Below are 14,524 nucleotides of genomic sequence, written 5' to 3' on the forward strand. Positions count from 1 at the left end.
TTGTCCGATCAGGCCGCGGCCTGTGCCAGCGTTGCCTTCTGGCTCTCGAAAGCCCAGGTTAGCCATGGCATCAGCGCCGTCATGTCGGCGGCCTCGATCGTGGCGCCGGCCCAGATGCGAAGACCGGACGGGGCATCGCGGTAATGGCCGATGTCGAAGGCGACGCCTTCCTTTTCGAGGAGCGCAACCACGCCCTTGGCAAAGGCCGCCTGTCCGTCGGCGTCGAGCGCGAGCACGTCCTTGTCGACGATCTTCAAGCAGACCGAGGTGTTGGAGCGGGTCTCGTCCTTGACCGCCAGGTTTGCGATCCAATCGTTGGCGGCGACGAAATCGAAGATTGCCTGCGCATTGGCATCAGCCCGGGCCATCAGGCCCTTGAGCCCGCCGACCTGCTGCGCCCAAAGCAGCGCATCGATGTAATCTTCGACGCAAAGCATCGACGGCGTGTTGATGGTTTCGCCGGTAAAGATGCCTTCAATCAGCTTTCCGCCCGAGGTCATGCGGAAGATCTTCGGCAGCGGCCAGGCCGGCACGTAGGTCAGCAGCCGTTCGACGGCGCGCGGCGACAGGATTATGACGCCATGGGCGCCCTCTCCGCCAAGAACCTTCTGCCAGGAGAAAGTGACGACGTCGAGCTTGGCGAAATCGAGGTTCTGCGCAAACGCGGCAGAGGTCGCATCGCAGATCGTCAGGCCCTTGCGGTCAGCCGGGATGAAGTCGCCGTTGGGCACACGCACGCCCGAGGTCGTGCCGTTCCAGGTGAAGACCACGTCGCGGTCGAAATCGACCTTCGAAAGGTCGGGAAGTTCGCCGTAACCGGCTTCGAACTTGCGTACGTCGGCGAGCTTCAGCTGCTTGACCACGTCGGTCACCCAGCCGGCGCCAAAGCTTTCCCAGGCGACCATGTCGACGCCGCGCGGACCGAGCAGCGACCAGAGCGCCATTTCGACGGCGCCGGTGTCGGAAGCGGGCACGATACCGATACGGTAGTCGGCCGGCACTTCAAGAATGTCACGGGTAAGATCGATGGCCTGCTTCAGCTTCGTCTTGCCGATCTTGGCGCGGTGCGAACGACCGAGCGGAGCATCGGAGAGAGCGTCGAGCGTCCAACCGGGGCGCTTCGAGCAAGGGCCAGAAGAGAAATGGGTATTGTACGGACGGAGGTCCGGCTGTGCAGGCTTTGCCATGTGCTATCCTTCCAGATAGATAGCCCTTCGTTGGGGAAGGGTGTCCCGCCGTCGTCGATATTGGCGGCGGGATCGGAAGTCAAGCGCTTTGTCGCAATCGACAAAATTAATGGCGTCGCGGGCAACATATGAAAATACAGACAGCCACCGCCGAACGATTATTGCCAGGCAACGCCTTCATGTGGGCAACAGGTTGAATCACTTAGGGAAAGAACGCAGCGAACCTGCTCGACTTTCCCGCGGCCGATGGCGCTAGAACGAGAAGCGCAGGCCCGCTCGGATTTCGTGACGGGAAAGACCGTCGTCAAAGCCCTTGTCGCCACGTGCGCCCGCAAGCGCCTCAGTGCCGAAGCCGAACATCTCGCCGTCGGCGATATGGGAGTAGCGGTAGCCGACATCGAGCTTCAGCTGATCGCTGAGGTCGTAGGAAACGCCGGCCATCAGCGCATAGGTGAACCGCCAGCTGTCGCGCCCCTCGTAAGAGGTGGAGCCGGCCGCTCCGGCGCAGGCGCCGCCACCGGCAACGCAGGTGGCCCGTTCGACCGCCGTATCCCAATTGAGACGCGTCACGCCGAGACCGGCGCCAACGTAGGGGGTAAAGCCGGCGAGCGTGCCGAAGTCGACATAGGCGTTCGCCATCAGGCCGAGAGCGGAATAGTCGGCCCCGGTCGAAAACGCGCAGGATGTTCCCGCCCCTTGCCCCGCGCACGGGCTTGCCGATGAGGATGAACCGTTGAACCGGCCCTCGAAATACTCCGCCGTCAGGTCAGCGCGGAACGTGTCGGTAAACTGGTAGCCGACGCCAAGCGACCCGGAAAACGGCTTGTCGAAACGGGCGTTGTCGAAGGTGGTGCTGTCGTAGGTCGACGTGCCCGCATCGAAGGTCCGGTAATAGGGATCGCCTTCGCTACGCCAAGGCGCATAGCCGATATCGCCGCGCAGATAGATCGCACTCGCGCCAGCCGATTCTTTTTCGATGGTGATCTCCGGCGCATTCAGGAGATCCTCATCGGCAGCGAATGCCGCGCCGGAAAGGAGCAGGCCGGCACCAAAAGCGGCCCCGCAGAACCCGTTTCGCCAATCCATGCCCATGCCCTTTCACCACTGCTATCGGTGCGGGATGGCGCACTGCCGTCACCGCTTCGTTCAGCGTTAACTATTGGCAGCGACTGGTTAACCCCCGGTTAACCATGCCTGTTAGGAAACAAGCAAAGAATGGCGGCAACGAAAAAGGCCACCCGAAGGTGGCCTTTCGTATCATCTGGTCTGGCCGATCACTTGTAGACGATCGGCTCCGGCTCGTAGGGCACTTCGCAGACACTGCCGAACGAGTAGCGCAGACCAGCGCGCGCCTCGTGGATGTAGAAGCCTTCGTCGGAGCCCGGACCGCCACCGTTGGCGTAGCCGAACATGTCGCCATCGTCGACCTGGCGGAAGCGGTAGCCGACGTCGGCCTTGAGATTGCAGGTGAGGTCGATGGCAGTACCGGCCATCAGCGCATAGGTGAAGCGCCACTTGCTCTCGCCGTCATGACCGGTCGTCGGGTCGCATTGGCTGGGATCGGCGATGCTGCAGCTGGTGTTGCGCAGCTTGTCCCACTTGACGTGGGTGGCACCGATACCGGCACCGACGTAAGGCGTGAAGGCGCCGTAGGTGCCGATGTCGACATAGGCATTGGCCATCAGGCTCCAGGCGGAAACGGAGGTGACGTCACGCGACCGGCAAGGACCGACCACGCTGCCGCAGTTGCCCAAAGTCGAGCCAGTGAAGTCGGCGCCGCCCCAGTAGTCGGCCGTGATGTCGGCGCGCAGATAGTTGTTGAACTGGTAACCGACACCAACGCCGGCGACCCAGGAATCATCGATATCGGCGGTTTCGAAACTGGTGATGGAGCCGCCAGGCCCCCCTTGGTAGTAGTTCGCGCCGCGCAGATTGTTCCAGGCGTAGCCGACGTCGCCGCGTAGGTACCAGCCGCTGGTCTGGATGACCTCGACCGGCTGTTCCGGCACCGGCTCGATAGGCGGTTGATAGACATCCGCAGCAAAAGCTGCCGTGCCGCTGAGCAAGATCGCAACAACGCCACTCAAAATTCTCTTCATGGCCCACTCCAATAGATTCCGTTGCTTGGATCACCGTGAAAGCGGTGCCCAAATCCCGTTGTTGTTGTGGATAATGAGGAGCAAAGGTTAAGTTCCGATTAACTACAAACGTTTACCGCGTTTGTTAAGGAATCGGCATATTCTTGTAGTTGTCGTGCAGTTTACTGGCTGCTGCCCGAGATCACATAAGGTAGAGCTAAATAGAACGGCAGAACAACACTCTCTTTTGTCGTGATGGTTGCAGGTTCTGTTCCCCAGCGGAGTTCTAACGGGAAAATGGCCCGGACCGCGGCGACACTACCGGGCAAAAGCAACAGGCAACGGGAAAAAAGAGGCCGGCGCTTCGCACCGGCCCTGGAGGGAAGTCGATTGGTACCGGCTTAGGCGGCGTTGCGCACGCTGCCGATGACATTGACCAGTTCGTCGACGATGCGCTCGACCTGGCCGCGATCGTCGCCTTCCGCCATCACGCGGATAAGCGGCTCCGTGCCGGACGGGCGGATCAGCAGACGACCGGATTTCGCAAGCTCCGCTTCCGCATCCGCAATCGCCTGGCGCACGGTCGCGTCTTCAAGCGGCTTGCCGGCCGAAATGCGCACGTTCTTCAGCACCTGCGGCACTGGCTCGAAGCGGTGGCAGACCTCGCTCACCGCCTTGCCCTGACGCTTGATAACCGCAAGGATCTGCAAGGCCGCAACAAGACCGTCGCCGGTGGTGCCGAAATCGGAAAGCACGATATGCCCCGACTGTTCGCCGCCGACGTTCAGTCCGTCCTGGCGCATCTGCTCGACGACATAGCGGTCGCCGACCTTGGTGCGGCGCAGGTCGATGCCGCGCCCTTTAAGGTAACGCTCGAGACCGAGATTGGACATCACGGTCGCCGCAACGGCACCGCCGCGCAGCATGCCGTCCTCGGCCCAGCTGTCGGCAATGACGGCCATCAGTTGATCGCCATCGATGACGGTACCGTTCTCGTCGACGATCAGCACGCGGTCGGCGTCGCCGTCGAGCGCGATGCCGATATCGGCGCGCACTTCATGGACCTTCTTGGAAAGAGCAGCCGGATGCGTCGAGCCGCAGTCGAGATTGATGTTGAGGCCGTTCGGCTCCGTACCGATGGTAACGACTTCGGCACCCAGTTCCCAAAGGGCGGTCGGCGCCACCTTGTAGGCCGCGCCATTGGCGCAATCGACGGCGATCCTCAGGCCCTGCAGCGTGACATCGCGCGGCAGCGTGCGCTTGGCATGTTCGAGATAGCGATAGATGTCGCCATCGACGCGCTTCGCGCGGCCGATGTCTTCCGACTTCGCCAGCTGGCCCGAGAGATCCTGGTCGAGCAACGCCTCGATCTTCTGTTCGATGTCGTCGGAGAGCTTGTAGCCATCGGGGCCGAACAGCTTGATACCGTTGTCCTGGAAGGGATTGTGGGACGCCGAAATCATCACGCCGATATCGGCGCGCAGCGAGCGGGTGAGCATGGCCACACCCGGCGTCGGGATCGGCCCGAGCAGGAAGACGTCGAGACCGGCCGCGGTGAAGCCCGCCACCATCGCGTTTTCGAGCATGTAGCCGGAAAGACGCGTGTCCTTGCCGATCACCACCCGGTGGCGATGGGCGCCATTGCGAAAGATCGTACCGACGGCGATGCCGACCCGCATCGCCAGATCCGGTGTCATCGGAAACATATTGGACTGGCCGCGAATACCGTCGGTGCCGAAATACTTGCGCTTCATAAGAGCTCCATCGTTCTGCCGGGTCAGCGCTGGCTTTGCCAGTTTCGCCTGTCTGCGGGGTGCGCGACTGGGTTTCATTGACCGGACCTCATTTCATATCGGCGGTTGCCGTACGCCTCCGATCGTCGTGCCCACCAATGGCCATGCGATCGCGACACATGAGTCTTCTTTGACACAAAAGTGCAGCAAACGGCAGCGAGCCTAGCATCAGAAATCATTACATCCCGTTACCAAATGCCAGGTGCAAAATCGCCAACGAAAAACCGCCGCTCCACTCAAGGAACGGCGGCTTCAATACATGGCCGACAGGTGTCGGTTATTGCGGCTGCGGCTCGAACCCGCCTTCGGACTCTTCGCCCTTGCCCGCCGAGCCTTCCTTCTTGGCACCGGCCGAGGGAACGGCCGAGCCACGATGCGGCGGCGTGTCGTCGCCGAGATCACGTGCCGGCTTCTCCCCGCGGATCAGCGCCTTGATTTCTTCGCCAGTCAGCGTTTCGTATTCGAGCAACCCTTCGGCAAGCGCCACGAACTCGTGGTTCTTCTCCGTCAGGATTTTGCGGGCGGTCTCGTAGGCCTCATCGATCAGACGACGGATTTCGTTGTCGATCTTCTGGGCGGTCGCTTCCGACACGTTCTTCTGCTGAGCAACGGAGTGGCCGAGGAAGACTTCCTGCTGGTTCTCGCCATAGGAAACCTGGCCGAGCTGGTCGGAGAAGCCCCATTGCGTCACCATCGCACGGGCAAGCTTGGTGGCCTGTTCGATATCCGAGGATGCGCCCGAAGTGATGTTCTCCTTGCCGAAGGTCAGTTCTTCGGCGACGCGTCCACCCATCATGATGGCAAGACGCGAGACCATCCACTTGTAGCTCATCGAGTAGCGGTCGCCTTCCGGCAGCTGCATGACCATGCCGAGCGCGCGACCGCGCGGGATGATCGTCGCCTTGTGCAGCGGATCGGCCGAGGGAACGTTGAGCGCGAGGATCGCGTGACCGGCTTCGTGATAGGCGGTCAGCTTCTTCTCGGCCTCGGTCATCGCCGACGAACGACGCTCCGCGCCCATCATGATCTTGTCCTTGGCATCCTCGAACTCGAGCATGGTGACAAGACGCTTGTTGCGACGGGCGGCCATCAGGGCGGCCTCGTTGACGAGGTTCATGAGGTCGGCACCGGAGAAGCCGGGCGTACCACGTGCGAGCACCTTGAGGTCGACGTTCGGCGCCAGCGGCACGTTGCGCACATGAACCTTGAGGATGCGTTCGCGGCCGTTGATATCCGGGTTCGGCACGACGACCTGGCGGTCGAAGCGGCCCGGACGCAGCAGTGCCGGGTCGAGAACGTCAGGACGGTTGGTCGCCGCGATCAGGATGATGCCTTCGTTGGCTTCAAAGCCGTCCATCTCGACCAGCAACTGGTTGAGCGTCTGTTCGCGCTCGTCGTTGCCGCCGCCGAGACCGGCGCCGCGATGACGACCGACAGCGTCGATTTCGTCGATGAAGATGATGCAGGGCGCATTCTTCTTGGCCTGTTCGAACATGTCGCGCACACGGCTGGCGCCGACGCCGACGAACATTTCAACGAAGTCCGAACCGGAGATCGTGAAGAACGGCACGTTGGCTTCGCCGGCAACCGAGCGGGCCAGCAGCGTCTTACCGGTACCGGGAGGACCGACGAGCAGCACGCCGCGCGGAATGCGACCGCCGAGGCGCTGGAACTTCTGCGGGTCGCGCAGGAATTCGACGATTTCTTCCAGGTCCTGCTTGGCTTCGTCGACGCCGGCGACGTCGTCAAAGGTGACGCGGCCATGCGCTTCGGTCAGAAGCTTGGCCTTGGACTTGCCAAAACCCATCGCTCCACGCGAGCCGCCCTGCATCTGGCGCATGAAGAACAGCCAGACGCCGAGGATCAGAAGCATCGGAAGCAGGGTACCGATATAGCTGAGGAACCCGGACGAACCGTCGGTTTCCGGGCGAACCGTGACCGTCACGTCCTTGGCTTCGAGGCGCTCGGTCAGCGCCGTATCGACTGATGGCGCGTAGGTCTGGAAGGTTGCGCCGCTTTCGGAATAGCTGCCGATCACTTTCGAGCCGGTGATCACGACTTCCTTGACGCGGCTCGCATCCACGTCCTTGAGGAATTGCGAGAACGGAATCTCGCGCGAGCCGGTGCGCTCCGTCGGCTGTTGGAACATGCTGAACAGCGCGATCAGCAGAAGCGCTATGATTGCCCAAAGGGCAAGATTACGAAAATTAGGGTTCATCGAACTCCCCGGAACCTGTCACGACCCGCGCATTTCGCGAGCCGCTGTCTTGCTCCCTAACATAGGGTTCTGGTGACGTATTGCCAAGGCAAACCGCCGGCTACCGTTCCATTTCTGTCAATAGATCGTGAACCGGCGGCGGAGGATAAGGCCCTCGTCCGAACAATCCGGCGATCCGATCGGCCATGATCCGGTCGAAACCCGGCAAAAAGGTGTCGTAGAGCCCGATCCGCGGCTCGATTGTGATGGATGCGACACTTTCGCCGTTCTCAGACCGGACCCTCGGCGCCGTAAGCGATGCACGACCGGCAACGCCCGGTGGCAAGCCTGCGGCAATAAGTCTCTGCTGTTGTGGCCCGCCTCGGCCCTCTGCCGCGACGGAGATGGGCGCGCTTCCGCCATTTCGCACATGGAAGCGGCCATCCCATGTTGCGGTCTCGCCGCCTGCAAGCGTCAAAGTCGTCAGGCCCCGCGCCTCGCGATAGAGGTAAAGCCCGCTTGCGCGGCGGTCGAACACGCATCTTCCGGCCGTCATCCTACCGAGCGTTGTCTCTCGCAGAAACGCCGCCACCCGCTTCACCGTATCTGCGGCGGGGATATGCGCGCGGCCGCCGACCACGGCCACCAGCGCGAGCAGCGCCCGCTGCCAATCGACGTCGTCGCGGTGTTCGGCGAAAGCAAGCGGGATCTCCACCACCAGGCCTGCATGCACGCGCACATGGCGGGTGATTAAGGCGGCAGCCCTTGTCGACGACCGGGCCCTGGCTCCAGCATCCCATGCCCCCTCCTCCGCTCGCGGTGCATGCGCCAGTTCAGCCCGGACGCGGACCCGCTCGAAGGTCGTGTTGGCGTTGCTCGGATCATCGAACCAGGTCACGTCACGCGTCGCGAGAAAGGCGCGGATCGAGGTCCGATCAAGATTAAGGAACGGCCGCAGCACCCAGATCCGGCGGTCGTAAAGCGTGGCGCGCGCCATGCCGGAAGCGCCCGGCCCCGTCGCCCTTTGCATCCGCATCAGGATCGTTTCGCGCTGGTCGTCGCTGGTGTGGCCGGTGACGATACAGCCGGCATCAAACCGCTCGGCGGCATCCGCCAGCAGCCGATAGCGCGCCTCGCGCGCCGCCGCCTGAATACCGGTCAGCGGTTTGGGGCCATCCCAACGCTTGATGAGGTGCGGAACGCCGATGCTTGCGCAGAAGGCGGCAACGCCTTGCGCTTCCGCAGCCGATTCCGGCCGCAGGGCGTGATCGACCGTACATGCGGCCAGGGAAAATCTGTTGGGGTCGCTTGCCTCAATCGCCTCGTTCAGGGCGAGAAGCAAGCCCTTGGAATCGCTCCCGCCGGAGACGGCAACGAGGATACGCATCGGGCGAAGACAGGAGGCGAGAAATCGTTTTGCCGTTTCGACAACGGCTGTCGGCGCTGGAGCCTCAGCAGCCAAAGCGGCTCTGCTCGCTCGTCACCTTCGCCTTCACCGCAGGCGAGGCCTTGGGATAGCGCTTGTTGACCTCGCCCAGCGTCGCGCAGGCGGTTTCCTTGTTGTCGAGCGCACCGAGCGACATGCCGAGCTTCAACAGCATTTCGGGCGCCTTCGGCGATTTGCCGTGGGCCTGATGCGCGTTCAGGAAGGTCTTGGCGGCGTCGCTGTATTTGCCTTGCGAATATTGGGCTTCACCCAGCCAGAAGCTGGCATCGGCTGCCTTGTCGCCCTTCGGAAACGCGGCCAGGTAGTCGCCGAATTCCTGCTCGGCAGTGCTGTAGTCCCCCGAAAGGACATGACCGTAGGCCGACTGGTAGAGGTCGCCGGGATTGTCGAGCGATGCAGTCTGCTGGCTGCCGGGATTGCTGTTCAAGCCGCCGTCGGCCGGTGCGCCGGAATCGACGCCGGGAAGCGTGGCGTTTGCGCCCGGCCGCCCATCCGTCGTCGCTGCGACCGGATTGCCGTTCTCGTCGAACACGATCTGTCCGAGTGTCGACGGCGGGGCCGCGCCGTTGCCGCCCTGGCTTGCTCCGGGCGAAACGCCCGAAGACGCCATGTCGTTGCCGCCGGCTGCGGGCGCCATGGTCTGGCTATCCGTCACCCCCGGGGTGACGGACGCCTGATCGCTGGTTTTCGGCGTCTGCAGAGCGCCGCTCTTCTTGGGGGAGGCCTTGCCGCTTTCCAGATCCTGGAAGCGGAACTCGTTGTCCTCCTGGAACTTCCGGATCTGCTCCTGCATCTGCAAGAGCTGGAAGCTCATTTCCTCGATACGCCCGTTAAGCGAGCGGATCTGTTCTTCGAGCTGGCCAATCCGTGCGGTTTCGGCCGACTGCACCTTTACGACGGGCAGGTTCTGCGCGCCGCTGTTGGTCTCAGTCGTTCGGGCCAGCAGCCCTGAAAGAGGCATGGCGTTCGCCGTCTGGCCGAGACCCGCAAGGGTCGCAAGACCGATCAGGCCCGCCACGACAAATTTCTTCATTTCATTTGTCCTGTTCGAATACCGGTTGTCCCACCCTTGACCAGGGGCCCGCAATACATCTCGCCGAGTCATCTGGGTGATTGCCGCACAGTTTTCCAATTGCCCTGAAAAAGCAACGGAGTTCGGCCAAAGTGTGGTAAAAAAGCAAAGGGCGGCCAAGGGCCGCCCTTTTAATTTAGCGATCTGTGATCTCCGGAACACGCAACGCCTCCTGGGATCAAGTCGCGATTGCGGGCCACACAATGCGCGCGGCCGCGGCATCATTACATGCCGGCGCCACCGAGAACGGTAACGGCGCGGCGGTTCTGCGACCAGCAGGAAATGTCGTCGCAAACGGCGACCGGCTTTTCCTTGCCGTAGGAGATCGTCTTCATGCGGTTCGACGGAACGCCCTGGCTGATCAGGTAGTCGCGGGTCGAGGCCGCACGGCGGGCGCCGAGCGCCAGGTTGTACTCGCGCGTGCCGCGTTCGTCGGCATGGCCTTCGATGGTGATCGCGTAGTTCGGGTACTTGGCAAGCCACTGGGCCTGACGAGCGAGCGTCTGCTGCGCGTCGGCGCGGATCGAGGTGGAGTCGGTGTCAAAGAAGATGCGGTCGCCGACATTGACGGTGAAGTCCTGCTGCGAGCCCGGCGTTGCCGAACCGGCGCCACCGAGACCGAGTTCGCCAGCGCTGCCCGGCAGGTTCTTCTTCGATGCACAGCCAGCCAGGGCAAGCGTCATGACCAGGGCGATCATGACCGGGTTGCGAGCGATGGTCTGCATGCGGCCTGCGGCCGGGGTGTCAATTCGGCTCATACGCCGGTCTCCTTGAGAAGTGTCTGAATTCACGGTTGCCAGACTGTAACCGGAAGCGGTTAATCGCTATTCAACAGTTATGGTTAACAAATCGATAATTTCGGCTCGGGCCCTGCTAGACCAGCACTTTGCGGCGAGAAAGCGGCATCATTGCCACATTTTCCCGCCGCAAATCGGATCAGCCTGCAGCGGGATCAGGAAAAAAAGAGGCGGCTTTCCGCCGGCCTCCCGCCCTTAAGCGGACGAGAGGCGATCACGTTACTGGCTTTGGATCGGACGATCCAAAGCCACGTGAACTACTCGAGCAGCGGCGACCAGGCCGGGTCGGATGCGAAGCCCTGCGTCTGGATCAGCTGCTCGTTGTAACCCGACAGATCGATCGAATAGAGCTGCGGTCCGCCGGAACCGGCACCCTGGCGGAAGAACATCAGGACACGGCCATTCGGCGCCCAGGTCGGACCCTCGTTGTGGAAGCCGGTGGTCAGGATACGTTCGCCCGAACCGTCGGTCTTCATCACGCCGATCGAGAACTTGCCGCCCGACTGCTTGGTGAAGGCGATGAGGTCGCCACGCGGAGACCAGACCGGCGTCGAATAGGAGCCGTCGCCGAAGGAGATGCGGCGCTGGCCGGAACCGTCGGCACCCATGACGTAGATCTGCTGGCGGCCACCGCGGTCGCTTTCAAAGGCGATCTGGCTGCCATCCGGCGAATAGGACGGGGCGGTATCGATCGCGGCGGTGTTGGTCAGGCGCGTCGTGGTGCGCGAGCGCAGATCCATTGTGTAGATGTTGGCGTTGCCGTCCTGCTGCAGGCTCATGATGACCCGCTGGCCATCCGGCGAGAAGCGCGGCGAGAAGGTCATGCCGGGGAAGTTGCCGACGACCTCGCGCTGTCCGGTTTCCAGCTGCAGCAGGTAAACGCGCGGCTGCTGGTTTTCGAACGACATGTAGGTGACTTCCTGGCGGTTCGGCGAGAAGCGCGGCGTCAGAACGATGTCGTTGGAATTGGTGAGCGCACGGGCGTTGAAGCCGTCCTGGTCCATGATGGCGAGCTGACGCTTGCGTGCCGTCTTCGGGCCGCTTTCGGCGACATAGACGATGCGGGTGTCGAAATAGCCCTTTTCGCCGGTGACGCTCTGATAGATGGCGTCGGCGATGATGTGGGCCACGCGGCGCCAGTTTTCCGGCTGGGTGAAGAACTGCTGGCCGGTCATCTGCTTGTTACCGAACGTATCCCACAGGCGGAACTCGGCCTTCAGCCTGCCGTCGCCTTCCTGCGTCACGCGGCCGGTGACGAGCGCCTGCGCGTTGATGACCTTCCAGTCCTCGAAACGCGGCGTCGCATCCGGATTGCTGATCTTCTCGATGAACGCTCCCTTGTTGATCGGCGCGAACAGGCCCGAACGCTTCAGGTCCGCCGCAACCACGTCGGAAATCTTCTGGCCGAGTTCGCCCTGGAGAAAGTCCGTGACAGCGATCGGCAGCGGTTCGACGTTGCCCTTGTTGATGTTGATTTCAACTTCAGCATTTGCCGGTGTCACCGCCGCCACGACGGCGGCTAACATGCCCGCGGCCACCATCAGGGCGCGGAAAAGAGAGACCTTGATCATAGGGACAAGCCTTTCAGCTTCGTACGAAGGGTTTGCAGGGGTGGTTTGCTATCCGGCATGGGTTCCAATCCCGGCAGCTCTAGAGTGCGAATTCCGAGGGGTCGAAATTCAGCACGAGGGTATTCCATCCTTTTTCGCCCTCATATTTTTCAGGCGGGAGGTTCTGTAGCGGGGCCGAACGGCGGATCGCGCGCAAGGTGCTGCTTTCAACGGCACGGCGCGTACCTTCCGGACCGCCGGTTGCGGTAACCTCGGGTGTGCCGACGATATTGCCGGCGGGATCCAGCTGCACGCGCACCGTGACACGCACTTCCTCGACGCCGGTCAGGCCTGGCGTCAGCGACCAGTTGCCCTGGATCTGGCCCTTGACGCCATCGATCTCGTTGGCGCTCAAGCCCACACCAATGGTTTTCTTGCCGCCGAGCGCCGCTTCCTGTGTCGAGCGCTTGGCACCACCGGCGGAGGGATCCTGCCGGTTGAGAAGGGCGGCGATCTCGTCGGCGTTGAACTTGCTTTCCTCGGTGGAGGCAGCTTTCTTCTGTTCCTTCGGCGTCGCCTCGTTCTTGCGGTCTGGCGTCTTGGCGCTCTGGGCGGGCTTTTCGACCTTCGGCTTTGCCGCCGGCGTCGGCACCTTCTCAGGTAGCGCTTCGGCTTCCGGGTTCTCGGCCGGCTTTTCCTCGGCGGGTGCCGGCTCCGGCTTCGTCTCCGGCTTCACTTCCTGCTTCGGTTCGGGCAGAGCGGCAACTTCGGTCGCAGGTTCGGAGGCGGGCTTGGATTCCTCTACTTTCTTGATCTCTTGCTCGACCGGATCGGGCGTCGGCTCGGGCTTCTCGTTCTTTTCCGGAGAGGCCGTGGCTTCGCTCTTCGACGGCTTGGCGTTCGGCGTCGGCGGCGTCTTCAGGTCGGTATCGTTGTCGCCGATGTTTTCGGCAGGCTGGTTGGTCTCCGGCCGCTTGGTCGGAACCGGCGACGAGGTCTCCTTCTTCGGCGCCTTCTTGTCGCCCTGCTGAACCTGCGTCATCTCCGAATAGGGAACGATGTCGACAGGCAAAGCCTCGACGTCGGCGACCTGGAAGTCAGCCGGGCTGCCAAGCGACACCAGCGCCCAGGTCAAGACCATGGCGTGGAGGACAGCAGATGTAGCGAGACTGCCCTTCATCGTGGACGATCACTTTTCCTGTTCTTGCAGCGTGACGAGGCCGAGGTTCTTGAAACCGGCGGCCGAGATGCGGGCCATGACCTTCATGACCGTGCCGTAGTCGGCATTGGTGTCACCGCGCACATAGATGCGCTCGTTGTAGCCGGTGGTGGCGATCGCCTCGAGCTTCGGCACCACTTCGTCGATGGCGATCGCGGTTTCCTGCAGGTAGATCTCGCCTGCCGGGTTGACCGAGACAGTGATCGGCTGCGTATCGGAATTGAGCGCCTTTGCCTGCGTTTCCGGCAGATCGATCGGCACGCCGACCGTCATCATCGGTGCTGCCACCATGAAGATGATCAGGAGCACGAGCATGACGTCGACGAACGGCGTCACGTTGATCTCGCTCATCATGGCTTTCTTGCCGCCGCGGCGACGACGTCCGCCACCCGAACCCTTGGCTCCGCCAACCGACATACCCATCAGCGTGGTCTCCGTACTCTCTGGCGATTACTGCGCGGCCTGGCGCGGGTTCTGCAGCTTCTCGTCGATCTGCCGCGACAGGATGGCGGAGAATTCGTCGGCGAAAGCTTCCATGCGTGCCGACAGCTTGCCGGCGTCGGCCGAGAACTTGTTGTAGGCGATAACCGCGGGGATAGCGGCGAGCAGGCCGATCGCGGTGGCGAGCAGTGCTTCGGCGATACCGGGCGCCACGACCGCAAGGTTGGTCGACTTCGAACCGGCGATCGCCTGGAACGAGGTCATGATACCGACGACCGTACCGAAAAGGCCGATGAACGGGGCGGCCGAACCGATGGTCGCGAGCGAGCCGAGACGGGCTTCCAGCGATTCCGATTCCCGGGCGAGCGTCACGTCCATGGCGCGGTCGATACGCATCTGCAGGCCGATCGGCGAACGGGCGCCGCGCTCGAAGCTCTTCTTCCATTCGCGCATGGCGGACACGAAGATCGCACCCATGCCGGCCGTCTGGCGGTCGGCGAGCGTGCGGTAGAGTTCTTCCAGCGACTGGCCGGACCAGAACACCTGCTCGAAGCTGTCGAGCTGGCGGCGGACGCGGCCGTAGTTCAGCGTCTTGTCGACGACGATCGCCCAGGTCCAGACGGAGGCTGCGACCAGCCCCAGCATGACCAGCTTCACGACGAAGCCCGCTTGCATGAATAGCGACCAAAGGCTCACATCGTGTGTTGCCGCGGCCAATCCAACCTGTTCCATCGTCTTCAGTC

Annotated in this window: 12 protein-coding genes; all 12 read right to left on the bottom strand. The window is 62.6% G+C overall.

What is annotated here, in order from left to right:
* Positions 1–8: 8 nt before the first annotated feature.
* Positions 9–1,187 (bottom strand): phosphoserine transaminase, encoded by a 1,179-nt coding sequence (locus ASD63_RS05520; protein WP_060528857.1) that lies wholly within the window; start codon positions 1,185–1,187, stop codon positions 9–11.
* A gap of 252 nt (positions 1,188–1,439) precedes the next feature.
* Positions 1,440–2,273 carry an outer membrane protein gene (locus ASD63_RS05525; protein ID WP_034806661.1) on the bottom strand — a complete coding sequence of 278 codons (834 nt, stop codon included), beginning with the start codon at positions 2,271–2,273 and terminating at the stop codon, positions 1,440–1,442.
* A gap of 188 nt (positions 2,274–2,461) precedes the next feature.
* Positions 2,462–3,286, bottom strand: a complete 825-nt coding sequence (locus ASD63_RS05530) for an outer membrane protein (protein WP_034806269.1) — start codon at positions 3,284–3,286, stop codon at positions 2,462–2,464.
* A 380-nt stretch (positions 3,287–3,666) separates the two neighbouring features.
* Complete coding sequence (gene glmM, locus ASD63_RS05535) at positions 3,667–5,019, bottom strand: phosphoglucosamine mutase (protein WP_034806266.1); 1,353 nt, start codon at positions 5,017–5,019, stop codon at positions 3,667–3,669.
* Between the two features lie 316 nt (positions 5,020–5,335).
* The gene (gene ftsH / locus ASD63_RS05540) at positions 5,336–7,276 is read right to left on the bottom strand and encodes an ATP-dependent zinc metalloprotease FtsH (protein ID WP_034806263.1); all 1,941 of its coding nucleotides are present in this window, start codon (positions 7,274–7,276) and stop codon (positions 5,336–5,338) included.
* A 100-nt stretch (positions 7,277–7,376) separates the two neighbouring features.
* Complete coding sequence (gene tilS, locus ASD63_RS05545) at positions 7,377–8,642, bottom strand: tRNA lysidine(34) synthetase TilS (RefSeq protein WP_051659729.1); 1,266 nt, start codon at positions 8,640–8,642, stop codon at positions 7,377–7,379.
* Positions 8,643–8,706: 64 nt separating this feature from the next.
* Positions 8,707–9,735, bottom strand: coding sequence for a tol-pal system protein YbgF (gene ybgF, locus ASD63_RS05550; protein WP_034806258.1), 1,029 nt, complete (start codon positions 9,733–9,735; stop codon positions 8,707–8,709).
* A gap of 263 nt (positions 9,736–9,998) precedes the next feature.
* Positions 9,999–10,532, bottom strand: coding sequence for a peptidoglycan-associated lipoprotein Pal (gene pal / locus ASD63_RS05555; RefSeq protein ID WP_034806256.1), 534 nt, complete (start codon positions 10,530–10,532; stop codon positions 9,999–10,001).
* 296 nt (positions 10,533–10,828) lie between these two features.
* Positions 10,829–12,142, bottom strand: coding sequence for a Tol-Pal system beta propeller repeat protein TolB (gene tolB / locus ASD63_RS05560; protein ID WP_034806253.1), 1,314 nt, complete (start codon positions 12,140–12,142; stop codon positions 10,829–10,831).
* Positions 12,143–12,221: 79 nt separating this feature from the next.
* A complete protein-coding gene (locus ASD63_RS05565; RefSeq protein ID WP_034806249.1) occupies positions 12,222–13,301 on the bottom strand; it encodes a hypothetical protein in 1,080 nt (359 codons plus the stop codon).
* 9 nt (positions 13,302–13,310) lie between these two features.
* Positions 13,311–13,763 carry a protein TolR gene (gene tolR / locus ASD63_RS05570; RefSeq protein ID WP_034806246.1) on the bottom strand — a complete coding sequence of 151 codons (453 nt, stop codon included), beginning with the start codon at positions 13,761–13,763 and terminating at the stop codon, positions 13,311–13,313.
* A 27-nt stretch (positions 13,764–13,790) separates the two neighbouring features.
* On the bottom strand, positions 13,791–14,513 hold the full coding sequence (tolQ, locus tag ASD63_RS05575; protein ID WP_034806243.1) for a protein TolQ: 723 nt from the start codon (positions 14,511–14,513) through the stop codon (positions 13,791–13,793).
* Between the last annotated feature and the right edge of the window lie 11 nt (positions 14,514–14,524).

Origin of the sequence: Ensifer sp. Root558, from assembly GCF_001427045.1 — a bacterium.
Lineage (GTDB): Bacteria > Pseudomonadota > Alphaproteobacteria > Rhizobiales > Rhizobiaceae > Ensifer > Ensifer adhaerens.